At 42.9% G+C, this 19,137-nt stretch carries 20 protein-coding genes; all 20 read right to left on the reverse strand.

The annotated features are described in order from the left end of the window. Nucleotides 1-10: 10 nt before the first annotated feature. The 20 genes from lepB to sdaAB all read right to left on the reverse strand — a co-directional run bounded on the left by lepB (nt 11) and on the right by sdaAB (nt 19,055). Nucleotides 11-571, reverse strand: a complete 561-nt coding sequence (gene lepB / locus ACQKMH_RS11885) for a signal peptidase I (RefSeq protein ID WP_230158125.1) — start codon at nt 569-571, stop codon at nt 11-13. A 218-nt stretch (nt 572-789) separates the two neighbouring features. Further along, on the reverse strand, nt 790-1,137 hold the full coding sequence (gene rplS / locus ACQKMH_RS11890; RefSeq protein WP_427588488.1) for a 50S ribosomal protein L19: 348 nt from the start codon (nt 1,135-1,137) through the stop codon (nt 790-792). A 130-nt stretch (nt 1,138-1,267) separates the two neighbouring features. Further along, nucleotides 1,268-2,002, reverse strand: a complete 735-nt coding sequence (gene trmD, locus ACQKMH_RS11895; protein WP_377355355.1) for a tRNA (guanosine(37)-N1)-methyltransferase TrmD — start codon at nt 2,000-2,002, stop codon at nt 1,268-1,270. Continuing rightward, nucleotides 2,002-2,520 carry a ribosome maturation factor RimM gene (gene rimM / locus ACQKMH_RS11900; RefSeq protein ID WP_427587690.1) on the reverse strand — a complete coding sequence of 173 codons (519 nt, stop codon included), beginning with the start codon at nt 2,518-2,520 and terminating at the stop codon, nt 2,002-2,004. The genes trmD and rimM overlap by 1 nt, the downstream gene beginning before the upstream one ends. 10 nt (nt 2,521-2,530) lie before the next feature. After that, the gene (locus ACQKMH_RS11905) at nt 2,531-2,917 is read right to left on the reverse strand and encodes a YlqD family protein (RefSeq protein WP_230158129.1); all 387 of its coding nucleotides are present in this window, start codon (nt 2,915-2,917) and stop codon (nt 2,531-2,533) included. A 225-nt stretch (nt 2,918-3,142) separates the two neighbouring features. Further along, entirely contained in the window at nt 3,143-3,373 is a 231-nt protein-coding gene (locus tag ACQKMH_RS11910; RefSeq protein ID WP_230158131.1) for a KH domain-containing protein, read from the reverse strand. Between the two features lie 13 nt (nt 3,374-3,386). After that, nucleotides 3,387-3,659, reverse strand: coding sequence for a 30S ribosomal protein S16 (gene rpsP, locus ACQKMH_RS11915; RefSeq protein ID WP_034313715.1), 273 nt, complete (start codon nt 3,657-3,659; stop codon nt 3,387-3,389). A gap of 153 nt (nt 3,660-3,812) precedes the next feature. Further along, entirely contained in the window at nt 3,813-5,153 is a 1,341-nt protein-coding gene (ffh, locus tag ACQKMH_RS11920; RefSeq protein WP_230158133.1) for a signal recognition particle protein, read from the reverse strand. A gap of 11 nt (nt 5,154-5,164) precedes the next feature. Beyond that, nucleotides 5,165-5,497 (reverse strand): putative DNA-binding protein, encoded by a 333-nt coding sequence (locus tag ACQKMH_RS11925; protein ID WP_061462382.1) that lies wholly within the window; start codon nt 5,495-5,497, stop codon nt 5,165-5,167. 598 nt (nt 5,498-6,095) lie between these two features. Further along, nucleotides 6,096-7,112: a signal recognition particle-docking protein FtsY gene (ftsY, locus tag ACQKMH_RS11930; protein ID WP_427587691.1), complete on the reverse strand. Its 1,017-nt coding sequence runs from the start codon at nt 7,110-7,112 to the stop codon at nt 6,096-6,098. Nucleotides 7,113-7,138: 26 nt separating this feature from the next. After that, entirely contained in the window at nt 7,139-10,702 is a 3,564-nt protein-coding gene (gene smc, locus ACQKMH_RS11935) for a chromosome segregation protein SMC (RefSeq protein ID WP_427587692.1), read from the reverse strand. Nucleotides 10,703-10,726: 24 nt separating this feature from the next. Continuing rightward, entirely contained in the window at nt 10,727-11,467 is a 741-nt protein-coding gene (gene rnc, locus ACQKMH_RS11940) for a ribonuclease III (RefSeq protein WP_427588489.1), read from the reverse strand. 264 nt (nt 11,468-11,731) lie between these two features. Next, nucleotides 11,732-11,965 (reverse strand): acyl carrier protein, encoded by a 234-nt coding sequence (locus ACQKMH_RS11945; protein ID WP_034313729.1) that lies wholly within the window; start codon nt 11,963-11,965, stop codon nt 11,732-11,734. 57 nt (nt 11,966-12,022) lie between these two features. After that, on the reverse strand, nt 12,023-12,766 hold the full coding sequence (gene fabG / locus ACQKMH_RS11950; RefSeq protein ID WP_427587693.1) for a 3-oxoacyl-[acyl-carrier-protein] reductase: 744 nt from the start codon (nt 12,764-12,766) through the stop codon (nt 12,023-12,025). Next, on the reverse strand, nt 12,763-13,710 hold the full coding sequence (fabD, locus tag ACQKMH_RS11955) for an ACP S-malonyltransferase (RefSeq protein WP_427587695.1): 948 nt from the start codon (nt 13,708-13,710) through the stop codon (nt 12,763-12,765). Before fabD ends, fabG begins: the two co-directional genes overlap by 4 nt. Nucleotides 13,711-13,727: 17 nt before the next feature. Further along, nucleotides 13,728-14,723 (reverse strand): phosphate acyltransferase PlsX, encoded by a 996-nt coding sequence (gene plsX, locus ACQKMH_RS11960; RefSeq protein ID WP_427587696.1) that lies wholly within the window; start codon nt 14,721-14,723, stop codon nt 13,728-13,730. A 24-nt stretch (nt 14,724-14,747) separates the two neighbouring features. After that, complete coding sequence (fapR, locus tag ACQKMH_RS11965; RefSeq protein WP_427587697.1) at nt 14,748-15,305, reverse strand: transcription factor FapR; 558 nt, start codon at nt 15,303-15,305, stop codon at nt 14,748-14,750. 115 nt (nt 15,306-15,420) lie between these two features. After that, the gene (recG, locus tag ACQKMH_RS11970) at nt 15,421-17,472 is read right to left on the reverse strand and encodes an ATP-dependent DNA helicase RecG (protein WP_427587698.1); all 2,052 of its coding nucleotides are present in this window, start codon (nt 17,470-17,472) and stop codon (nt 15,421-15,423) included. Then, nucleotides 17,469-18,353, reverse strand: a complete 885-nt coding sequence (gene sdaAA / locus ACQKMH_RS11975; RefSeq protein WP_427587699.1) for an L-serine ammonia-lyase, iron-sulfur-dependent, subunit alpha — start codon at nt 18,351-18,353, stop codon at nt 17,469-17,471. Before sdaAA ends, recG begins: the two co-directional genes overlap by 4 nt. Nucleotides 18,354-18,392: 39 nt before the next feature. Further along, entirely contained in the window at nt 18,393-19,055 is a 663-nt protein-coding gene (sdaAB, locus tag ACQKMH_RS11980; RefSeq protein ID WP_427587700.1) for an L-serine ammonia-lyase, iron-sulfur-dependent subunit beta, read from the reverse strand. Nucleotides 19,056-19,137: the final 82 nt, after the last annotated feature.

Raw genomic sequence — 19,137 nt, forward strand, 5'->3', positions numbered from 1 at the left:
CACCTTCCTACTATTCCGCCAATCGAAAGTCTTCAATTGGCCAATAAACTAATTTAGTTTTTCCTAACACTTTATCGTAAGGAACGACACCAACGCCAATATGGCGGCTGTCCTTACTAAAACGGCGATTATCCCCTAAGACAAATAGGTGGCCTTCGGGCACCGTTTCTTGTTCAATGACATCACTTAATGTAAATGGCTCCGTCAATGCACCGCCATCAATCAATTGCTTTTTATATTTATCCAAGTATGGCTCAGCATACGCTTTCCCATTCACGTATAGAGTATCATCTTTATATTCCACTTTCTCACCTGGCAACCCGATGACCCGCTTTATGTAATCCTTGCCTTCAGGAGCTTCAAAAACGATAATGTCGAATCTTTTCGGTTCACCAATGGAATAGGAGATTTTATTAACGATCATGCGGTCCGTATCCTTTAATGTCGGCATCATGGAATTACCGTCCACAACAATAGGAGCCAGTAGGAAATAACGAATCAATGTCGCAGCTATCACCGCGATTATGACCGCCTTTGTCCATTCCCACAATTCATTTTTCTTTTTCGCCATCCTTACCCACCCTTTTAGAAGCATATCAACAATTATTTTAACATGTTGCGGACGCTATAGCGAGCAGGATTCTATATGGTTTTCACCCTATGGGTGCATTTATGGTTTCTTCAAGTGCAAAAAGGGAGCCTGATAAACAAGCTCCCTTTTTGCATGATACTGTTTGGTTATTCACCTTATGTGGATCATGGTAAATCCGCATGAAGATATTCGAAGAATTAACGACGAATTTCTTTAATACGAGCTTTTTTACCACGAAGTTCGCGTAGGTAATAAAGTTTCGCACGACGTACTTTACCGTGACGGATAACTTCTAGTTTCGCAATTTTTGGTGTGTGAAGAGGGAAAGCACGTTCTACTCCAACGCCGTAAGAGATCTTACGTACTGTGAAAGTTTCACTAACTCCGCCGCCACGACGTTTGATTACAACGCCTTCAAACAACTGGATACGTTCGCGAGTTCCTTCAATAACCTTTACGTGTACACGTACTGTGTCACCAGGTCTGAATGATGGAAGATCTGTGCGAAGTTGTTCTTTTGTGATTTCGTTAATAAGATTTTGCATCAATTTCAACTCCTCCTGGACGCTCTTGCAAATACTAATTGTTTGCAGCGGAACATCGTTATAAGACTGAGCATTTTGCCCAAGTCACAAGGTATATCCTATCATACTATAAACGCAGATGCAATAGATATCAGTCTTCTTTTTTAATCTCGGACAATAATTTCTTTTCAATATCCGATAGTTCATAACTCTCAAGCAAATCAGGACGTCGCATCAACGTTCTGCGCAGGGATTCCTTCATCCGCCATTCATCGATTTTTTTATGATTCCCGGATATCAGTGGATCGGGAACTTTCATTCCCCGGAAATCTGCAGGTCTAGTATAATGGGGATGTTCTAACAAACCAGAAGAATAGGAATCAAGAATCGGGGAGTCAACATTTCCTAGAACGCCAGGAAGCAAGCGGACAACACTGTCAATAATGACCATTGCGCCCAATTCCCCGCCTGTAAGCACAAAGTCACCAATCGAAATTTCATCCGTTACGACATGCTGCCGGATGCGCTCATCATACCCTTCATAATGTCCGCAAATGAAAACAAGATGCTCTTCCTTTGCAAACTCTTCTGCTTTTTTCTGCGTGTAACGCTCTCCCTGAGGACAAAGGAGGACTACCCTTGGGGTTTGCTCGGCTTGCCCTTTAAGAGCTTCCACAGCATCAAATATCGGTTGAGCTTTCAACACCATTCCGGCACCGCCGCCATATGGATAATCGTCCACCGTCGAATGCTTATTATCTGCATAATCTCTAAAATTGGTCACCTTATAACTGACAGCCTGCTTTTCTGCAGCCTTTTTTAAGATTGACGAGCCAAATACCCCTTCGAACATTTCTGGAAAAAGCGAAAGTACATCGATTTTCATCAATCTAAAAGTCCCTCCATTGGTGTTATGATGACCTTTTTAGCGGAAATATCGACTTCTTCTACAATTTGATCAATATACGGAATCAAAATATCCTTACTGCCAGCTTTCTTAATGACCCAAACATCATTTGCACCCGGTGTCAGAACCTCAACGATTTCCCCAACTTCCATACCTTCATCCGTAAATACCGAACAGCCGATGATTTCATGGAAGTAGAACTCACCTTCGTCCAATTTACCAAGCTGTGCTTCTTTGATTTTCAGGACCCCGTTTCTAAAAGCCTCGACCTGTCCGACATTATAATAGTTCTCGAACGTCAATAGATTAAAGTTTTTATGGGTACGATGCGACCTGATGATGAGCGGCAAAGGCTTTTTCTCCGTATCCCTAAACAAATAAAGGGTATTTCCCACTTTGTACCGTTTTTCCGGAAAGTCTGTTGAAGAAATAACACGGACTTCTCCTAAAAGACCATGGGTGTTGACAATTTTACCTACATTAAACCATTTTTCCATTCTTTCACCTCTAACGAATTTCCGAGACGATTCCATCTTTAATGACAATTGTTTTCGTTGCCATAATTTCGTCCCAATCTGCCCCGATTTCCACATCAATGATACTTTGAACTTCCCGTTCCTTCAATTCACTTCCGGTGGGAAGGATCTCCAACTGCTCCATTTGAAATTCAAGCAGTTTAATCTTTTCTTGCCTCTGGTTTATTTCTTTTTCGAAATGAGCACGGAGACTGGCAGGCTGGAGATTTCTTGTTTTTTCAAGTTTTTTCAGTTCAAAGCGGAGCTGTTCACTCTCTTTTTGAAGCTGAAGGCGTTTTGACTTGTACTTCTCGAGGAGCTGATTCTTGCTGGATTCCGTTAATACTTGGTTAACGATTACATTTTGGAGAATTTTCATTCCAGCACCTCCTATTATCTATGATTTCTTATTTCCTTCAAAAAATATGTATGATAGGGTAATCTTTTTGAAAAATGAGGGTCATTCTCTTAAGTATAACGTAAATCGGTAAAAGATGCGTCCTAAAAAGGCGTAAAGTTTAAACTCCAGGTCATATTCGTTTAGGATAAGAGTAAGAATTTCACCTTCTTGAAGTGCAAAAAAAAGGAGGGGTATTAGCCCTCCTTATTCGGAAATCTCCAAATAGATTTTCTTCTGCTGTGAAGATCCTGCTGCATATACCACAGTCCGAATCGCCTTAGCAACACGCCCTTGCTTACCGATGACCTTGCCCATGTCCTCTTTATGAACGGAGAGGATATAAACAACTCGGTCGGACTCTTCCTTAGAGGTCACGATGACCTCTTCCGGATAATCCACAAGTGCTGAAACAATCGTTTCAATTAGTGCTTTCATCAACTACCGTCGATTACTTGCTGTTTTTTGCAACATGGAATTTTTCCATGATGCCTTGTGTTGAGAATAAGTTACGAACTGTATCAGATGGTTTAGCTCCATCTTGTAACCATTTAAGAGCAAGCTCTTCGTTGATTTCAACTTTAGCTGGTTGAGTCACCGGGTTATAAGTTCCTACCACTTCAATGTAACGTCCGTCACGTGGTGAACGAGAATCTGCAACTACAATACGATAGAAAGGAGATTTTTTAGCTCCCATACGTTTTAAGCGAATTTTTACTGCCATTTTAAATAAGCACCTCCGAATAGTTTCACACAAGATAGTATAATATCAAATGTCTTGTATGTTTGTAAAGGTTTTTTTCTTAACAGGGGGAAAAAGTGTTGAAATACATGGTCTCACCCTGCATTTCCGCCTCATTTCGACCTGAAATAAACCTTACATGAACGGGAATTTGAATCCCTTTTTCTTCCCTTTTTGCATGTTTGTAACCTGTTTCATCATCTTTTTCATTTCTTCGAATTGCTTAAGTAGACGGTTCACTTCTTGAATCGATCTGCCGCTTCCTTTGGCAATCCGTTTTTTGCGGGATGCATTCATGGTTTCTGGATGTTCCTTTTCCTGCGTTGTCATCGAACGGATGATAGCTTCAACATGACCGATCTGTTTCTCATCGATTTGAAGGTTATCCATCCCTTTCATTTTGTTCGCACCGGGAATCATTTTCAGAATATCATCAAGCGGCCCCATGTTTCGCACCTGTCCAAGTTGCTCAAGGAAATCATCAAAGGTAAAAGTAGCTGTCCGCATCTTTTTCTCTAATTCTTTCGCTTTTTCTTCATCGACATTAGCCTGTGCTTTTTCGATAAGGGTCAATACATCACCCATACCAAGAATCCTTGATGCCATCCGTTCTGGATGGAAGGCTTCAAGTGCATCCAATTTTTCTCCCATACCGACGAATTTAATCGGCGTGTTGGTGACTGAGCGTATCGAAAGTGCCGCACCACCACGTGTATCCCCATCAAGTTTCGTTAATACGACCCCAGTCAAGCCAAGCTGCTCATTAAAGCTTTGGGCTACATTGACCGCATCCTGACCTGTCATCGCATCGACAACCAGGAAGATTTCATCCGGTTTTGTCAATTCTTTGATATCCTTAAGTTCGCCCATCAAGTTTTCATCAACATGAAGGCGTCCTGCGGTATCAATCAAAACATAATCATGATGCTCTTCCTTTGCCTTTTCAATCGCCTGTTTGGCAATTTCAACAGGACTGACCTGGTCACCCAGGGAAAAAACAGGCATGCTTAATTGTTTGCCAAGTGTTTCAAGCTGCTTAATCGCCGCCGGACGGTAAATATCAGCCGCAACGAGCAATGGCTTGCGGTTGTATTTTTTTCTAAGAAGATTGGCAAGCTTTCCGGTGGTCGTCGTTTTACCTGCCCCTTGAAGTCCTACCATCATAATGACTGTCGGTGGTTTCGAGGCAACGGCAATCTTGCTCTGTTCGCCGCCCATCAGCTCCGTCAATTCTTCCTTAACTACTTTAATTACCTGTTGACCGGGGGTTAAGCTTTTCAGCACTTCCTGACCTACCGAACGTTCACTAACACGCTTTACAAATTCCTTCACGACTTTAAAGTTAACGTCCGCTTCAAGCAGGGCCAATCGAACTTCACGCATCATTTCTTTAACGTCTGCTTCGTTGACCTTCCCTTTTCCACGGATCTTTTGCATCGTGCTCTGCAGTCGGTCGGCCAATCCTTCAAATGCCATATTGCCGCCTCCTAATCCAACTTCTCAAGCGTCGTGATTGCGTCAAGCAGCTTCTCTTTCGAAAAGGAATCCTTTTCTATGAGTCCCTTCATATTCGCAATCCATTGGTTACGCTCTTGAAATTTTTGAAATAACAATAGCTTTGCTTCGTATTCCTCAAGCATCGCTTCTGTTCTTTTTATATTATCATAGACTGCCTGCCTACTCACTTCGTATTCATCGGCAATCTCCCCAAGAGAGTAATCATCCAGATAGTAGAGGGACATGTAGCTCTGCTGCTTCTCTGTTAACAACGATTGGTAAAAGTCATACAAATAGTTAATCCGCGTTGTCTTTTCAAGCATATTAGCAAGCCTCCCTGCTGTTAAGTGAAAACCCTTTACAAGTTTATATTGTATAGCCTAGTTTATTTGATGTCAAGTTAAACTCCTTACCACATCTTTATAAAACATATTTTTTTCTATTTCTCGCTTCAAGGAGGCGTTTCAACCGCTCTTCCTCCTATGTTGCGGTATCTTGACGGATGGCGATTTAACATCATTCTTCTGTCCCAATTCGGTACCCTGCATGTCCTGTGTGCCCGCTATTTACACAGATTTATCGTTTATTGATGGTTTTAGTTGGTTTTGGTGTACCACTCCTTTTTTTAGGGTGCCAGCCAATTGTATCTTAATCCCATGCAGGTCAAATTGCCCGGGTTGTGGAATCCTAAATAAAAGCAGGAAGGCAGGTAAATAGCCTTCCTGCTTTTTTTTGTTTTTTTGTCTGCCATGGTATGTAAATCATTGAATGCCTGAGCTTCTTCTTCCCGCTCCATGACACATTCCTTTGATTTGATGATTAATTAGGCCTTTTGCGCCATTATTCTTCGGAATATGCGAAGTGAATCTAAAACAAAAAAACCAGAAGAGAGAAACCTCTTCCGGCTTACAAAATGATCAATTAGAGCTGTTCTTTATCAATGATATCAGCAAAGAGGCCGTATACATATTTCTCAGCATCGAATTCCTGAAGATCGTCCATTTTTTCACCAAGCCCTACAAATTTAACGGGAATGGCCAGCTCATTGCGAATTGCCAAAACAATCCCACCTTTTGCCGTGCCATCAAGCTTTGTTAAAACAATACCAGACACATTGGTCGCTTCCTTGAATGTCTTGGCTTGAATAAGGGCATTTTGTCCGGTGGTTGCATCAAGAGCAAGCAACACTTCATGTGGTGCACCAGGTATTTCACGTTCAATTACACGTTTCACCTTTTCCAATTCCTTCATTAAATTCACTTTATTTTGTAAACGGCCCGCTGTATCACAAATCAAGATATCCGCTTTACGTGCCTTAGCTGCCTGAATGGCATCAAACATGACCGCGGCAGGATCAGAACCTTCTCCTTGCTTGATTACACTGACACCAACACGTTCTCCCCATACCTCGAGCTGTTCAATTGCTCCTGCACGGAATGTATCACCAGCTGCTAATACAACCGACTTACCCTCAGCCTTAAATTTATGAGCAAGTTTACCAATTGTCGTTGTTTTACCTACCCCATTCACTCCGACGAACAGAATGACAGTTAATCCATCTTCTTGTATGTTAAGGCTTGATGTCTCTTTCTCGTCACCTTGATAGATTTCGACAAGTTTTTCGGAAATGACGGATTGCACTTCTCTCGTATCAGAGATATTGCGAAGTTTGACTTCCATTTTTAATTGGTCGATCAATTCCATCACGGTATCAAAGCCAACGTCAGCCTGAATCAGTATCTCTTCAAGTTCTTCAAAGAAGTCCTCATCCACTTTCCGGTAACGGGCAACAAGTTCATTGACCCTTCCAGTAAAGGAATTCCTCGTCTTAGTCAAACCTTGCTTAAATTTTTCCCCTATGGATACTTCCACTTCTACATCTTTTACCTTTTCTTCCTGGGTCGTAAATTTCTCTTTTAGCTTTTTGAAAAAACTCATTGTCCCACTTCCTCTAATTCATGAATTTAAACTTCCATAAAGTCTTCTGATTCTTCCATTCGGACGGAAACAAGTTTGGAGACGCCTGACTCCTGCATCGTTATGCCATATAGGACATCAGCCTCTTCCATCGTACCTTTACGGTGAGTAATCACGATAAACTGCGTTTCCTTGCTGAACTTCTTTAAAAATTGGCTGAACCGGACGACATTCGCCTCATCAAGTGCAGCCTCTACTTCATCAAGGATGCAAAAAGGCACAGGTCGCACTTTTAAAATGGAGAATAAAAGCGCAATCGCGGTCAATGCCCGTTCTCCCCCGGATAATAGACTTAAATTCTGCAGTTTTTTCCCAGGAGGCTGTGCAATGATATCCACCCCTGTATTAAGTAAATCATCAGGATTCGTCAGTTTCAGCTCCGCTCTGCCCCCGCCAAATAAAGCTTTGAAGACCTGTTCGAATTCTTCACGGATCGAATAGAAGGTATCCGCAAAGCGCCGCTTCATTTCATCATCCATTTCATCGATCACTTGGAATAAAGTATCCTTCGCCTGTTGAAGGTCTTCCTTTTGACTTAGAAGGAAGTCATATCGTTCAGATACACGTGCGTATTCATCAATTGCACCTATATTTACCGTCCCTAATTCCTCGATGGCAAGCTTGATGAGCTTCACCTTTTTTTGTGCTTCTTCTACAGGCATCATCATTGGATACTGCTCCTTAGCTCCTTCAAATGATAGCGTGTATTCTTCTCGCAAGTGGTCAAGGCGGTTTTCCAGTTCGACGTCCAGTCGAGTTACTTTCACTTCTTCATCCTTAATCACTTCAACAATGCCTTTATAAAGCCGATTTTCTTCTTTCAAAGCCAGTTCTAGTGTTTCGACTTGTGTTTGAAGCTCGTTTTTTTCCTGTTTTTTTATGGCAATTCCTTCAATTGCTTCATTCTTATCGAGCAATTTCTGCTGAGCCATATCTTCAAGCGTCTCTTCCCCGCTTGAACTGTCTGTCATTTCATTAGTCAGTAGCCCCAAATCATCTTTATTCTCACAGAGCCTGCTTTTTTCCTTTGAAAGATCCGTTTCTATGCGTTCCATCTTTTCTTTTTGGTTTTGTAGCTGCCCACGTTTAGAGGCCAGTGTTACCCTCAGTTCATTCGCTTCTTCAGCAAGGCTCTCTTTTGAGGATTGTTGGGATTGCTTTTGTTCCGTCATGTCGGAAATCAACTGGTCAAGCCCCTCAATTTCCGTTTTACATGATTCCAAAAGTTCTTCCAACTCTTTAAGTCTTGCCGTTTTTTGCTGTTGTTCTTCTAAATATGAATTTTTATCCAAATCATAAAGATGCAGCCTATCATTCACATTTCTTTCCTGGAGTTCCACTTCGCGAAGTTCGCCCTTCAGGGTTTGTTCTTGCAATCGAAGGCGTTCCCCTGTTTTTCTCGTTTGTTCAAGCGTTTGCTCTTGAACACCGACATCCACTTTAAGCTGTTTGACCTGTTTTTCCAGCTGGTTTGTTTTCGCTTCCATGTCAGCAAGTTTTTGATTCAGCTCTTCCAATTCCGTTTTCCTCGAAAGTAGGGAAGTCGTTTTTTGCTTTAACGCTCCACCAGTCATTGAACCACCCGGATTGACGATATCCCCTTCAAGTGTTACGAAACGAAAGCGGTGCTGCATCATTTTCGCCAGATCATTTGCACCCTTTAAATCTGTGGTAATTATGACGGTTCCGAGCAGGTTTTCCGCAATCGCTGCATGTCTATCATCATATTGGATCAAGGCTGAGCCGGTCCCGACAAAAGCGGAATGGCTTTTGAGCATCGATAATTGACTCGCTGAAATCTCTCTTGCCTTTATGACTGATAAAGGCAAGAACGTCGCACGTCCATACCTATTTTTCTTCAAGAAGGAAATGGCTTCTCGAGCATGCTCTTCGCGTTCCACGACCACATGCTGCATCGCTCCGCCCAGAGCCGTTTCGATTGCCGTTTCATATTCCTTTGGAACTTTTATCAATTCTGCAACTGCCCCCTCAATGCCTCGAAGGGTTTCTTTCGCTTTTAAAACTTCTTTAACACCTTGAAAAAAGCCTGCATAATCCTCTTCCATTTCTTCAAGAAGTTCTTTACGTGATTTTGCCTGTTGAAGGAATTGATAGGCCTTATATAGGGTGGTTTCTTGTTTTTGATACGTATCTTTTGCCGCATTCAGTTTGTTCTGCTGATTTCTGAAAAAAGAGACATGCTCTTCCAGCTGCTTGGTCACATTGTCCATCTGAGCCGAGAATTCCATTTTTTTTGCGGTGATATCCATTCTTTCCGTTAGGAACTTTTCATTTTCCATATCAAGTTTAGCATTTTTATGCTCCTGCTGTGTAAGCTGCTGAAGCAGATATTGTTTTTCGTTTTTTGCCGTTGCCTGCTTGTTCAACCACTCGATATAATCACTCTTTTTCACTTCTATCATGGCTTCGATATCGCTATTGAATAGGCCTAGGCTTTTTTGTTTTTCATGTAATACTTCCTGCAGCCCTTTTACTTCCGAGTGCAGTTCATTCAGGATTTCGGTTTCTTTTTCCTTTTGTAGAGACAAACTCTCGACCGCTGCCTCACCTTCCACAATCGCTTTTTCAAGCTGTGACTTGTTTTGGGCAGCATTTTTTTTTCGTTCTTTCAATACTTCTTTACGACCTTCAAGCTTTTCAAGTTCTTCACTGGCATTCAGGAGAATTTCCTGCAGTCCATTGATTGATGTTTCAAGTGTGACAAGATTATCCCGAAGCTTTTTGAGATGCGCTTCCTTCTCATGAAGCTTTCCTGCCATTTGCTGTTCCATTTCATTATGTTTTTCCAGGTCCCGGGACAGATTTTCCCATTTTTCATAAAGTTCTTCGATTTCACAAACGGTCAATGATACTTCTATTTGTTCAAGCTCTTCTTTCTTTTCCAAAAATTCCTTGGCGAGGGAAGACTGAATTTTTAACGGTTCCACCTGTCCCTCCAATTCATGGAGGATATCATGGACACGGTTTAAGTTATCCTGTGTTTCCGTCAGCTTTGATTCCGCTTTTCGTTTTCTTGTTTTATATTTTAAGACCCCGGCTGCTTCTTCAAAGATCACACGTCTTTCTTCTGCCTTACTGCTTAGGATTTCTTCCACTTTCCCTTGGCTGATGATGGAAAACGCTTCACGTCCAAGACCAGAATCCATGAACAGGTCTATGATGTCTTTCAGACGGCAACCTTGATTATTAATGAAAAATTCACTTTCTCCCGATCGATATACCCGTCTGGTCACACTAACTTCATGAAAATCTATCGGCAGGGAATTCGTTTCGTTGTCAAGGGTCAATGATACTTCTGCAAAATTCAGCGCTTTCCTCGTGTCACTTCCCGAAAAGATGATATCTTCCATTTTTGATCCACGCAGCGATTTCGCAGACTGCTCTCCAAGTACCCATCGGACTGCATCGGTCACATTACTTTTACCGCTTCCGTTTGGTCCAACCACTGCCGTGACACCAGGTACAAAATCAATCGAAATTTTCTCTGCGAAAGATTTAAATCCTACAACGTCCAAGCGTTTGAGGAACATGACCTTTCCTCCTCTACTGTTCAACTATCTTGTTGATTTTTGGTCTTTTAAAACGATTAATGCATGCTCGGCAGCATGCTGCTCCGCTTCTTTTTTCGATTTTCCTATACCAGAGCCCAGTTCTTCCCCATTCAATGAGACAGTCGAAACAAACTCGCGATTATGGGCTGGCCCTTTTTCCTGCAAGATTTTATATTGGAGTACACCGATAGCATCACGCTGAATCAGCTCTTGAAGCTGGCTCTTATAATCCATCACATGAGAAAAAGCACCCTCGTCTATCTTAGGAAACACAATATTCTTCAAAAACTGCACAACTGGCTCTAATCCTTGGTCAAGGTACAAAGCCCCAATATAGGCTTCGAATACATCGGCAAGCATGGCAGGCCGTTCTCTTCCACCTGTCATTTCTTCCCCTTTTCCAAGTAATACGTATTCTCCGTAAGAAAGGCTATTGGCAAAAGCAACAAGTGAAGGCTCGCACACAATGGCTGCCCTTAGTTTAGTAAGTTCACCCTCGCTCATCATCGGATATTTTTGATACAAGTATTTAGAGATGGTCAGTTCAAGTACAGCGTCTCCCAAGAATTCAAGCCTTTCGTTATCTTCATAAGGCTTACGGCGATGCTCATTCACATAAGATGAATGTGTAAAAGCTTGTTTCAATAAATTTTCATCCTGAAAATGAAAACCCAGACTTTCTTGCAATTGTTTAAATTTATTATCCTTGATTGATGGTTTACGATTATTTCCGTTCCTACGCATCACAAAAAACCCTCCACAACGGTTCAAAAAGCATATTTTCCAAAATATAAAAAGAAACCTGGCAGGAATTCCTGTCAAGCTTTCCTATGTACCATCATACATTATTATCCGTTTAAAGAAAACTAACCGGCAAAAGACTGCCAGCCAACGGAGCTTACTTGGGCGCGTACTCATACCCATATTTCTGCTGCTGCTTCAAACTTCTTCAAGTATAAGAGAAAGCCCCGTTTTAAAAACGGAGCTTTTAGTCAAATGACAAATTCATTACATAGTGCTTTGTATGTAATTCACAGCATCACCTACTGTGGCGATTTTTTCAGCGTCATCGTCCGAAATTTCCATATCAAACTCGTCTTCGAATTCCATGACTAGTTCGACTACATCTAGGGAATCGGCACCAAGATCTTCTTTGAAAGAAGCTTCAAGTTTCACTTCTGACTCTTCTACATTCAAACGATCTACAACGATTTTTGTAACTCTTTCTAATACATCTGCCAATTTGTTCACCTCCCCTCAAAACATTATAAATTAATTTCGAAAAAAATCAAAGAAAACTTACATAACCATGCCGCCATCTACATGAAGAGTTTGTCCAGTTATATATTTGCTAGCCTCTGAAGCTAGGAAAGAAGCCACTGCAGCGATATCTTCTGGGTCTCCGAATCGTGCCAGTGGAATTTGGTCCAGCATCGCTTTTTGGACATCTTCAGGTAATTCCCCAGTCATATCTGTCGAGATAAACCCAGGAGCAATCGCATTGACTGTGATTCCTCTTGAAGCAAGTTCCTTCGCGGTGGTTTTAGTCAGGCCGATCACACCAGCTTTGGCAGCCACATAATTAGCCTGCCCTGCATTACCGCTGACGCCGACAATCGATGCCATATTGATGATCCTGCCGCTGCGTTGCTTCATCATTTGTCTTGTGACCGCTTTTGTGCAAAGAAACACGCCTTTAAGATTCGTATTGATTACCGAATCCCATTCGTCTTCTTTCATCCGCATCAATAGGTTATCACGTGTGATGCCGGCATTATTAACCAGGACATCCACTCTGCCAAACTGTTCGACGACCTCTTTGATCATGCTTGTCACCGATTCACTATTTGCAACATCGCATTGTACGGCAAATGCTTTACGGCCCAATGCCCTGATTTCATCCACCACTTCATTCGCTTTCGCTTCACTGCCGGAATAGTTAATGGCAACGTCTGCTCCCTGACGTGCAAATTCTAGAGCAACTTCCCTGCCAATACCTCGTGACGCTCCCGTTACAAGTGCTTTTTTGCCTTCGAGGATCATGCTTGTGCCCCCTTCAATGTTTCAATTGTTTTAGTTAGAGTATCTATATCCGATACCGAGTGAATTTGAACAGAACGATCAATTTTCTTGATCAGCCCACCCAATACTTTCCCGGGACCTACCTCGATGAACGTATCCACGCCCAATTCGAGCAGGTTTTTCACACTATCCTCCCAAAGTACTGGGGAATACAACTGTTCGATTAATTTTTCTTTAATTTCAGCTGGAGCAGTTATGGGCTTGGCCGTTACATTTGAAATGACAGGAATTTCTGCCTGTTTGAAGCTCACTTCATCAAGGACACCCTGTAACTTTTCTGCCGCTGGTTTCATCAATTCCGAATGGAACGGTCCACTCACTTCAAGAGGAAGTGCCCGTTTTGCCCCATTTTCCTTGGCTTTTGCACTTGCAAGTTTAACCCCTTCTGATGTGCCTGAAATGACGATTTGTCCTGGACAATTTATATTGGCTAATTGAACGGATTCACCTGTTGCCGTTATCTCAGCTGTCACTTCAGAAAGAGCGTCACGATCCATTCCTAGTATTGCAGCCATTGAGCCTTGACCATTCGGCACGGCAGCCTCCATGAACTCACCACGCTTGCGCACAGTGTACACGGCATCTTCAAAAGAGATTGCACCTGATGCCACTAAAGCCGTATATTCACCTAAACTATGCCCTGCAGTATAATCGGGTTTGATTCCCGCTTCTTCCAACGCGCTGACAAATGCATAACTGGTGGTCAATAATGCTGGTTGTGCATTATAGGTTACCGTTAATTCTTGTTGTGTTCCATTAAAGATAAGTTCGGAAAGTGGAAAATCAAGTTTTTCATCCGCAGTGCGAAAAATTTGCTGAGCACGCTCGCTTTGCTGAAACAAGCTATGGCCCATTCCTATTGACTGTGATCCTTGTCCTGGAAAGACAAAAGCAATTTTACCCATTTGTTACTCCCCTGCCTCTATGATTTATTATTGTTTTCTATCGTCTTTGCAATCAACGGTATGACATCATGGCCAACCATATCGCGAGTCTGCCGTATTGCATTATAGATTGCGTTATCATCTGAAGAACCATGCGCCTTAATGACAGGTGCTTTCAAACCGAAAAGGCCTGCACCACCATACTCCGAATAATCCATTCGATTTTTAAGGCCCATTAATTCCGGTTTCACCATTGCTGCAGCCAACTTACTCTTTAAGTTGCTCATCAAGGCCGTTTTCACCATTTTAAAAACACCCATTGCTGTACCTTCAAGTGTCTTCAACACCATATTTCCCGTGAAACCATCCGTTACGACAACGTCTGCCGGCCCATTTAGGAGGTCCCTGGCCTCTACGTTACCTATAAAGGATATCTCCGATGATTGCTGTAGCAATGTAAAAGTATGCTTCGTCAGTTCATTCCCCTTTTTCTCTTCTGTACCGATATTCAGAAGTCCTACACGGGGCTTTTCAATCCCACGCACTTTTTGGGCATAAACAGAACCCATTATGGCGAATTGAAGCAGATGCTCCGGTTTCGCATCGGAGTTCGCACCTACATCAAGTAGGACAAAACCTTTGCCATCGATTGTCGGAAGGGTTGGAGCCAATGCCGGACGTTCAATGCCGTCTATTCTTCCAACAACGAACAAGCCTGCAGCCATTAACGCACCCGTATTGCCGGAAGAAATGCATGCATCTGCTTCCCCGTCAGCCACTTGTTGTGCAGCCAATACCATTGAGGCACTTTTCTTGCGGCGAACCGCACGAACAGGCTCATCGGTACTTAATATTTTTTCATCTGTATGTACAACCTTTATTCGGTCATGTTTTGTTAAGTATTGGTTAATCTCGGCTTCATTGCCTACCAAGGTGATTACCACATCGGAAAAAGTCTCGACAGCTTTCATCGCTCCTAAAACCTGTGCCTTGGGAGCATTATCGCCACCCATTGCATCTATTGTTATCTTCATGTTCTTTCATCCTTTACTAGAAAGTTAAGAGCGATACATATCGAACTCGCCTTTAAAAACCAGTTCATTGCCCACGTAGCTTCTGACTTCCACCACGGAACGATCGTTGGTGTGGTCCACGCTTTTAACTTTCGCTTTAGCTACCACTCTTTCATTTTCCTTCACAGAACGAGTAAATAAAATGGACGCTTTTGCAGTTAATGCCAGTTCATCATTCATGACCGCTACAGCCAATGAATTTGCTTGGGCAAAAAGATGATGTCCACGTGCAATTCCATTCCGCTTAAAGACATGCTCTTTTTTTATATCCAAAATCGAAATTGCATTGTCATCTAAATTAAGGTCAATTACTTCCCCGATGATTTCATCCAAAGGCAAAGCCCTGATTTCGTCACTGAATTTTTTTTCGGCCACGCTTTTAATACGTTCACGCAGTTCCGGTATCGATAACTCAAGACGGTCAAGCCTAATAGTCTGGACGCTCACCGAATATTTTTCAGCCAGCTCCTCATCCGTTACAAAAGGATTCTGTTTAATCGTTTCGATTAATAATTGCTGGCGTTCCTTCTTATTTATTCGCATTTGAAGGTCACCATCCGTAGTATTATGACTAGGTACTAATAGTAGTATATATATTTTAAAAACAGATTGCAAGAAATTGTGCAATTTCTCGCAACCTGCAAATCCATTTTTTTGTTCAGTCCAGCTTTTCTCCCGTAAATACGCCCGTTTCCTCTAAATAGTTCCGTATCGGTGCATACTCCGGGGAATGCCAAAAGCTTTGTGAAGCAATCAATTTTGCAGCATCCATCCTTGCCACCTCCAACGTCCTATAATCATGGACCATGTCGGCTACTTTAAACTCAGGAAGACCGCTTTGTTTTTTGCCGAAGAAGTCACCAGGGCCTCGGAGTTCCAGATCTTTCTCCGAAAGGGCAAAACCATCATTCGTCTCGGTCATGATTTTCATCCGTTCCTTGCCAACTTCCGTTTTTGGATCTGCCAGGAGAATGCAAAATGACTGGTCACTTCCCCGGCCAACTCTACCCCGTAACTGATGCAACTGGGAAAGTCCAAATCGCTCCGCATCATATATGACCATTACCGTTGCATTAGGAACATTCACTCCAACTTCCACAACCGTAGTAGAGACTAGGATTTGCGCTTCATTGGCACTAAACTGCTGCATGACTTCGTCTTTTTCATCCGCTGGCAGGCGCCCATGCATGAGCCCTACTTTGTACCTGTTCGCAAAGTACTGCGTAAGCATTGCATGTACATCTAGAACATTTTGTAAAGAATCCAGTTTCTCAGACTCCTCAATCAGGGGACAGATGACGTAGGCCTGTCTCCCTTTTTTTAATTCCTTTTCGACAAAAGTTAAAATCCTGTCAAGCATTTGGTGTTTCGCCCAATAGGTTTCTATTGCTTTACGCCCGGCAGGCATTTCGTCTATCGTGGAGACGTCCATTTCGCCAAATACCGTTATTGCGAGCGTGCGTGGAATCGGTGTGGCCGTCATGAATAAAACATCCGGGTTTGCACCTTTTTCACGAAGGATCCGACGCTGCTCCACTCCGAAACGATGTTGTTCATCCGTTATGACAAGACCGAGGTTCCGAAAATTCACTTCATCCTGTATTAATGCATGCGTTCCTATCAAAAGGTCGAGCTCCCCGGATTCAAGCATTTGCAACAGTTCCTTGCGCTTTTTGCCTTTTACCGAACTGGTCAACAATGCGACCTTTACCCCACTCGGTTCTAACATGGCCTTCAATGATTGCGTATGCTGCTCGGCCAAGATTTCCGTTGGCACCATAAGTGCGCCTTGGAAACCAGCTGTAATCGTCGCTTTCAGGCATATGGCGGCAACAACCGTTTTTCCTGATCCAACATCCCCTTGAAGGAGTCGATTCATCCGGTAAGGAGATTTCATATCAGTCAATATTTCCTCGACGACCCTATTTTGAGCGTTCGTCAAAGGGAAAGGTAGAGTTTCAACGAATGCTTCCACAAGACCCTCATCAAATTTTTGACCTATTCCTTTTGACTGCTCTCGCTGTACTTTACGAAGCGCCTGCATTTTGAGTTGAAACAATAAAAATTCTTCATATACAAAACGGCGTCGAGCCTTCTTAATATCATTAGCCGATAGAGGGAAATGCATGGTACGAAGAGCATCATTACGAGGCATCAGTTTGTATGTCGCCAATAACTGCGGGGGCATGTTTTCTTCTATCTTGGCCCCATACTGAGAAAAAGCATTGGAGATAAAGCGGCGCAGCCCTTTAACCGTAATGCTGCCCTTCACTGAATACACAGGTTCGAACTCATTCTCCTGGCTATGATTCCCAACGTGGCACTCCGAGCCTGTGATGGTTTGACGATGACGATCCCATTTTCCAGTTACTGTTACGTTTTCACCTATCGCAAGCTTGGACTTTAGATATGGCTGGTTAAAAAAAATGACATTTATTAAATATCTTCCAGTCAATAATTTAATCGTAAGCCTGGATTTTTTCTTCCCAAAGTACCCTAACGTGGGCACCGTATGAATCTTTCCTTCTACGGTAACCCTCTCTTCATGCTCGACCGTTTCTAAATCTCTCAATCTGTAATCTTCATAGCGATAAGGAAGGTATTCCAGGAGATCCTTGACGGTATGGATCTCCATTTCCTCCAAAGCTGCAGACGTTTCACTGCCAATGCCTTTTACTGCCGTTATGGGGTCATGTAGACTGGATTTCACTTTTTATTCAGCGGTATGCCAAAGATTTTCGCTTCCAACTCCCGTCCAGTTGGTGTAGCCGCTAATCCTCCTTGTGCAGTTTCCCTAAGAGCAGATGGCATCGTTTGACCTATTTTGTACATCGCATCAATTACTTCATCACATGGTATACGGCTTGTGATCCCCGCTAACGCCATATCAGCGGCAACCATAGCATTGGCTGCCCCCATGGCATTCCGCTTCACACAAGGTACTTCCACAAGCCCAGCAACAGGGTCACATACAAGACCAAGCATGTTCTTTAAAGTGATTGCCATAGCTTCTGCACTTTGCGCAGGTGATCCTCCTGCCATTTCCACGATGGCTGCCGCTGCCATGCCTGAAGCCGAACCAACTTCCGCCTGACAGCCTCCTGCAGCACCTGAGATCGAGGCATTATTCGCTACGACAAAACCAAATGCTCCTGCTGTAAAGAGGAACTCAATTTTCTCTTCCCGGCTCGGTTTTAATTTATTTTGCAATGCAAAAAGGGTTCCAGGCACCACACCCGCTGATCCGGCAGTGGGTGTCGCACAAATGGTTCCCATCGCTGCGTTCACTTCGTTTGTTGCCACCGCTTTGCTGACCGCATCCAACAGCATTTCACCGGATAAGGAATTTCCGGATTTAATGTAATTCTGAAGAAGGACTGCGTCCCCGCCCGTCAGGCCGGAAACGGACCTTACACCTTGGAGTCCCTTTTCAACAGCCTGCTCCATCACATCCAGGTTGACTCCCATCTGGCGGATGATTTGTTCGCGGCTTTTTCCGGTTACTTCCATTTCCTGTTCAATCATCAGTGTTGATATTTTTTTCTGCTTTGAATCAGCTAACTCTACTAATTCCGCTACATTACGAAACATGATATCTTCTCCTTCCTAAGTGGAAACGATTGCCCTCTATCAATCAACAATCCTCGCTACTTGAGTAATGTTAGGGAGAGCTGTAATTTCATCAATGACTCGATCCTCCAAGTTTTGATCCACTTCAATGGTCATCAAAGCCATCTTCCCTTTCTCTTTACGGGAAACTTCCATCTGGCCAATATTGATTTGATGCTTGGCTAAAATGTTAGAAACATTGGCAATGGCACCAAATCGGTCATCATGAACGACGAGTATGGCTGGGTTGTGGCCGGATAGCCTCAATTTAAATCCATTCAGTTCGACAATTTCAATCTTGCCCCCGCCAATCGAAATTCCGACAAGTTCAAGTTCACCATCATCATCACCCACCGTTATTTTTGCTGTATTGGGATGTTCCGGGACAGCTTCCTCTTCGCGGAATGTAATTTTGATTTTCTTTTTGCGGGCTATTTCCAGTGATTCTTTAATTCTCTCGTCAAACGTATCAAAATCAAGCAAGCCTCCTACAATGGCCACATCCGTTCCATGGCCTTTATAGGTTTTGGCAAACGAACCGTAAAAGGAAATGTGGGCCCATTTGGGTTCCCGGTCGAATAAATTCCTGGCAACCCTCCCTATTCTTGCAGCGCCTGCAGTATGGGAACTAGAGGGGCCGATCATAACAGGGCCAATTATATCGAATACACTTCTAAATTTCATGAGTTGCTCCTCCTTCTTTAGAACTGAACCCAAGGGAAACACTGGGAGATGGTTTAATAATAACGCCAAATATAACGTAATT

Source organism: Peribacillus sp. NPDC097895, from assembly GCF_050277555.1.
Taxonomy (GTDB): Bacteria; Bacillota; Bacilli; order Bacillales; family DSM-1321; genus Peribacillus.

Bases quoted from the DNA above. Each gene is read 5' to 3' on its own strand.
- trmD (WP_377355355.1), bottom strand. From the start codon at position 2,002: ATGAAAATCGATGTACTTTCGCTTTTTCCAGAAATGTTCGAAGGGGTA.
- smc (WP_427587692.1), bottom strand. From the start codon at position 10,702: ATGTTCCTCAAACGCTTGGACGTTGTAGGATTTAAATCTTTCGCAGAG.
- ACQKMH_RS11925 (WP_061462382.1), bottom strand. From the start codon at position 5,497: ATGCTTGAAAAGACAACGCGGATTAACTATTTGTATGACTTTTACCAA.
- sdaAB (WP_427587700.1), bottom strand. From the start codon at position 19,055: ATGAAATTTAGAAGTGTATTCGATATAATTGGCCCTGTTATGATCGGC.
- plsX (WP_427587696.1), bottom strand. From the start codon at position 14,723: ATGAAGATAACAATAGATGCAATGGGTGGCGATAATGCTCCCAAGGCA.
- ACQKMH_RS11905 (WP_230158129.1), bottom strand. From the start codon at position 2,917: ATGAAAATTCTCCAAAATGTAATCGTTAACCAAGTATTAACGGAATCC.
- rimM (WP_427587690.1), bottom strand. From the start codon at position 2,520: ATGGAAAAATGGTTTAATGTAGGTAAAATTGTCAACACCCATGGTCTT.
- rnc (WP_427588489.1), bottom strand. From the start codon at position 11,467: ATGCGTAGGAACGGAAATAATCGTAAACCATCAATCAAGGATAATAAA.
- lepB (WP_230158125.1), bottom strand. From the start codon at position 571: ATGGCGAAAAAGAAAAATGAATTGTGGGAATGGACAAAGGCGGTCATA.
- fapR (WP_427587697.1), bottom strand. From the start codon at position 15,305: ATGCGAATAAATAAGAAGGAACGCCAGCAATTATTAATCGAAACGATT.
- rplS (WP_427588488.1), bottom strand. From the start codon at position 1,137: ATGCAAAATCTTATTAACGAAATCACAAAAGAACAACTTCGCACAGAT.
- sdaAA (WP_427587699.1), bottom strand. From the start codon at position 18,353: ATGTTTCGTAATGTAGCGGAATTAGTAGAGTTAGCTGATTCAAAGCAG.
- ffh (WP_230158133.1), bottom strand. From the start codon at position 5,153: ATGGCATTTGAAGGATTGGCCGACCGACTGCAGAGCACGATGCAAAAG.
- fabD (WP_427587695.1), bottom strand. From the start codon at position 13,710: ATGGGTAAAATTGCTTTTGTCTTTCCAGGACAAGGATCACAGTCAATA.
- rpsP (WP_034313715.1), bottom strand. From the start codon at position 3,659: ATGGCAGTAAAAATTCGCTTAAAACGTATGGGAGCTAAAAAATCTCCT.
- ACQKMH_RS11910 (WP_230158131.1), bottom strand. From the start codon at position 3,373: ATGAAAGCACTAATTGAAACGATTGTTTCAGCACTTGTGGATTATCCG.
- fabG (WP_427587693.1), bottom strand. From the start codon at position 12,766: ATGATCCTCGAAGGCAAAAAAGCACTTGTAACGGGAGCGTCACGAGGT.
- ftsY (WP_427587691.1), bottom strand. From the start codon at position 7,112: ATGAGTTTTTTCAAAAAGCTAAAAGAGAAATTTACGACCCAGGAAGAA.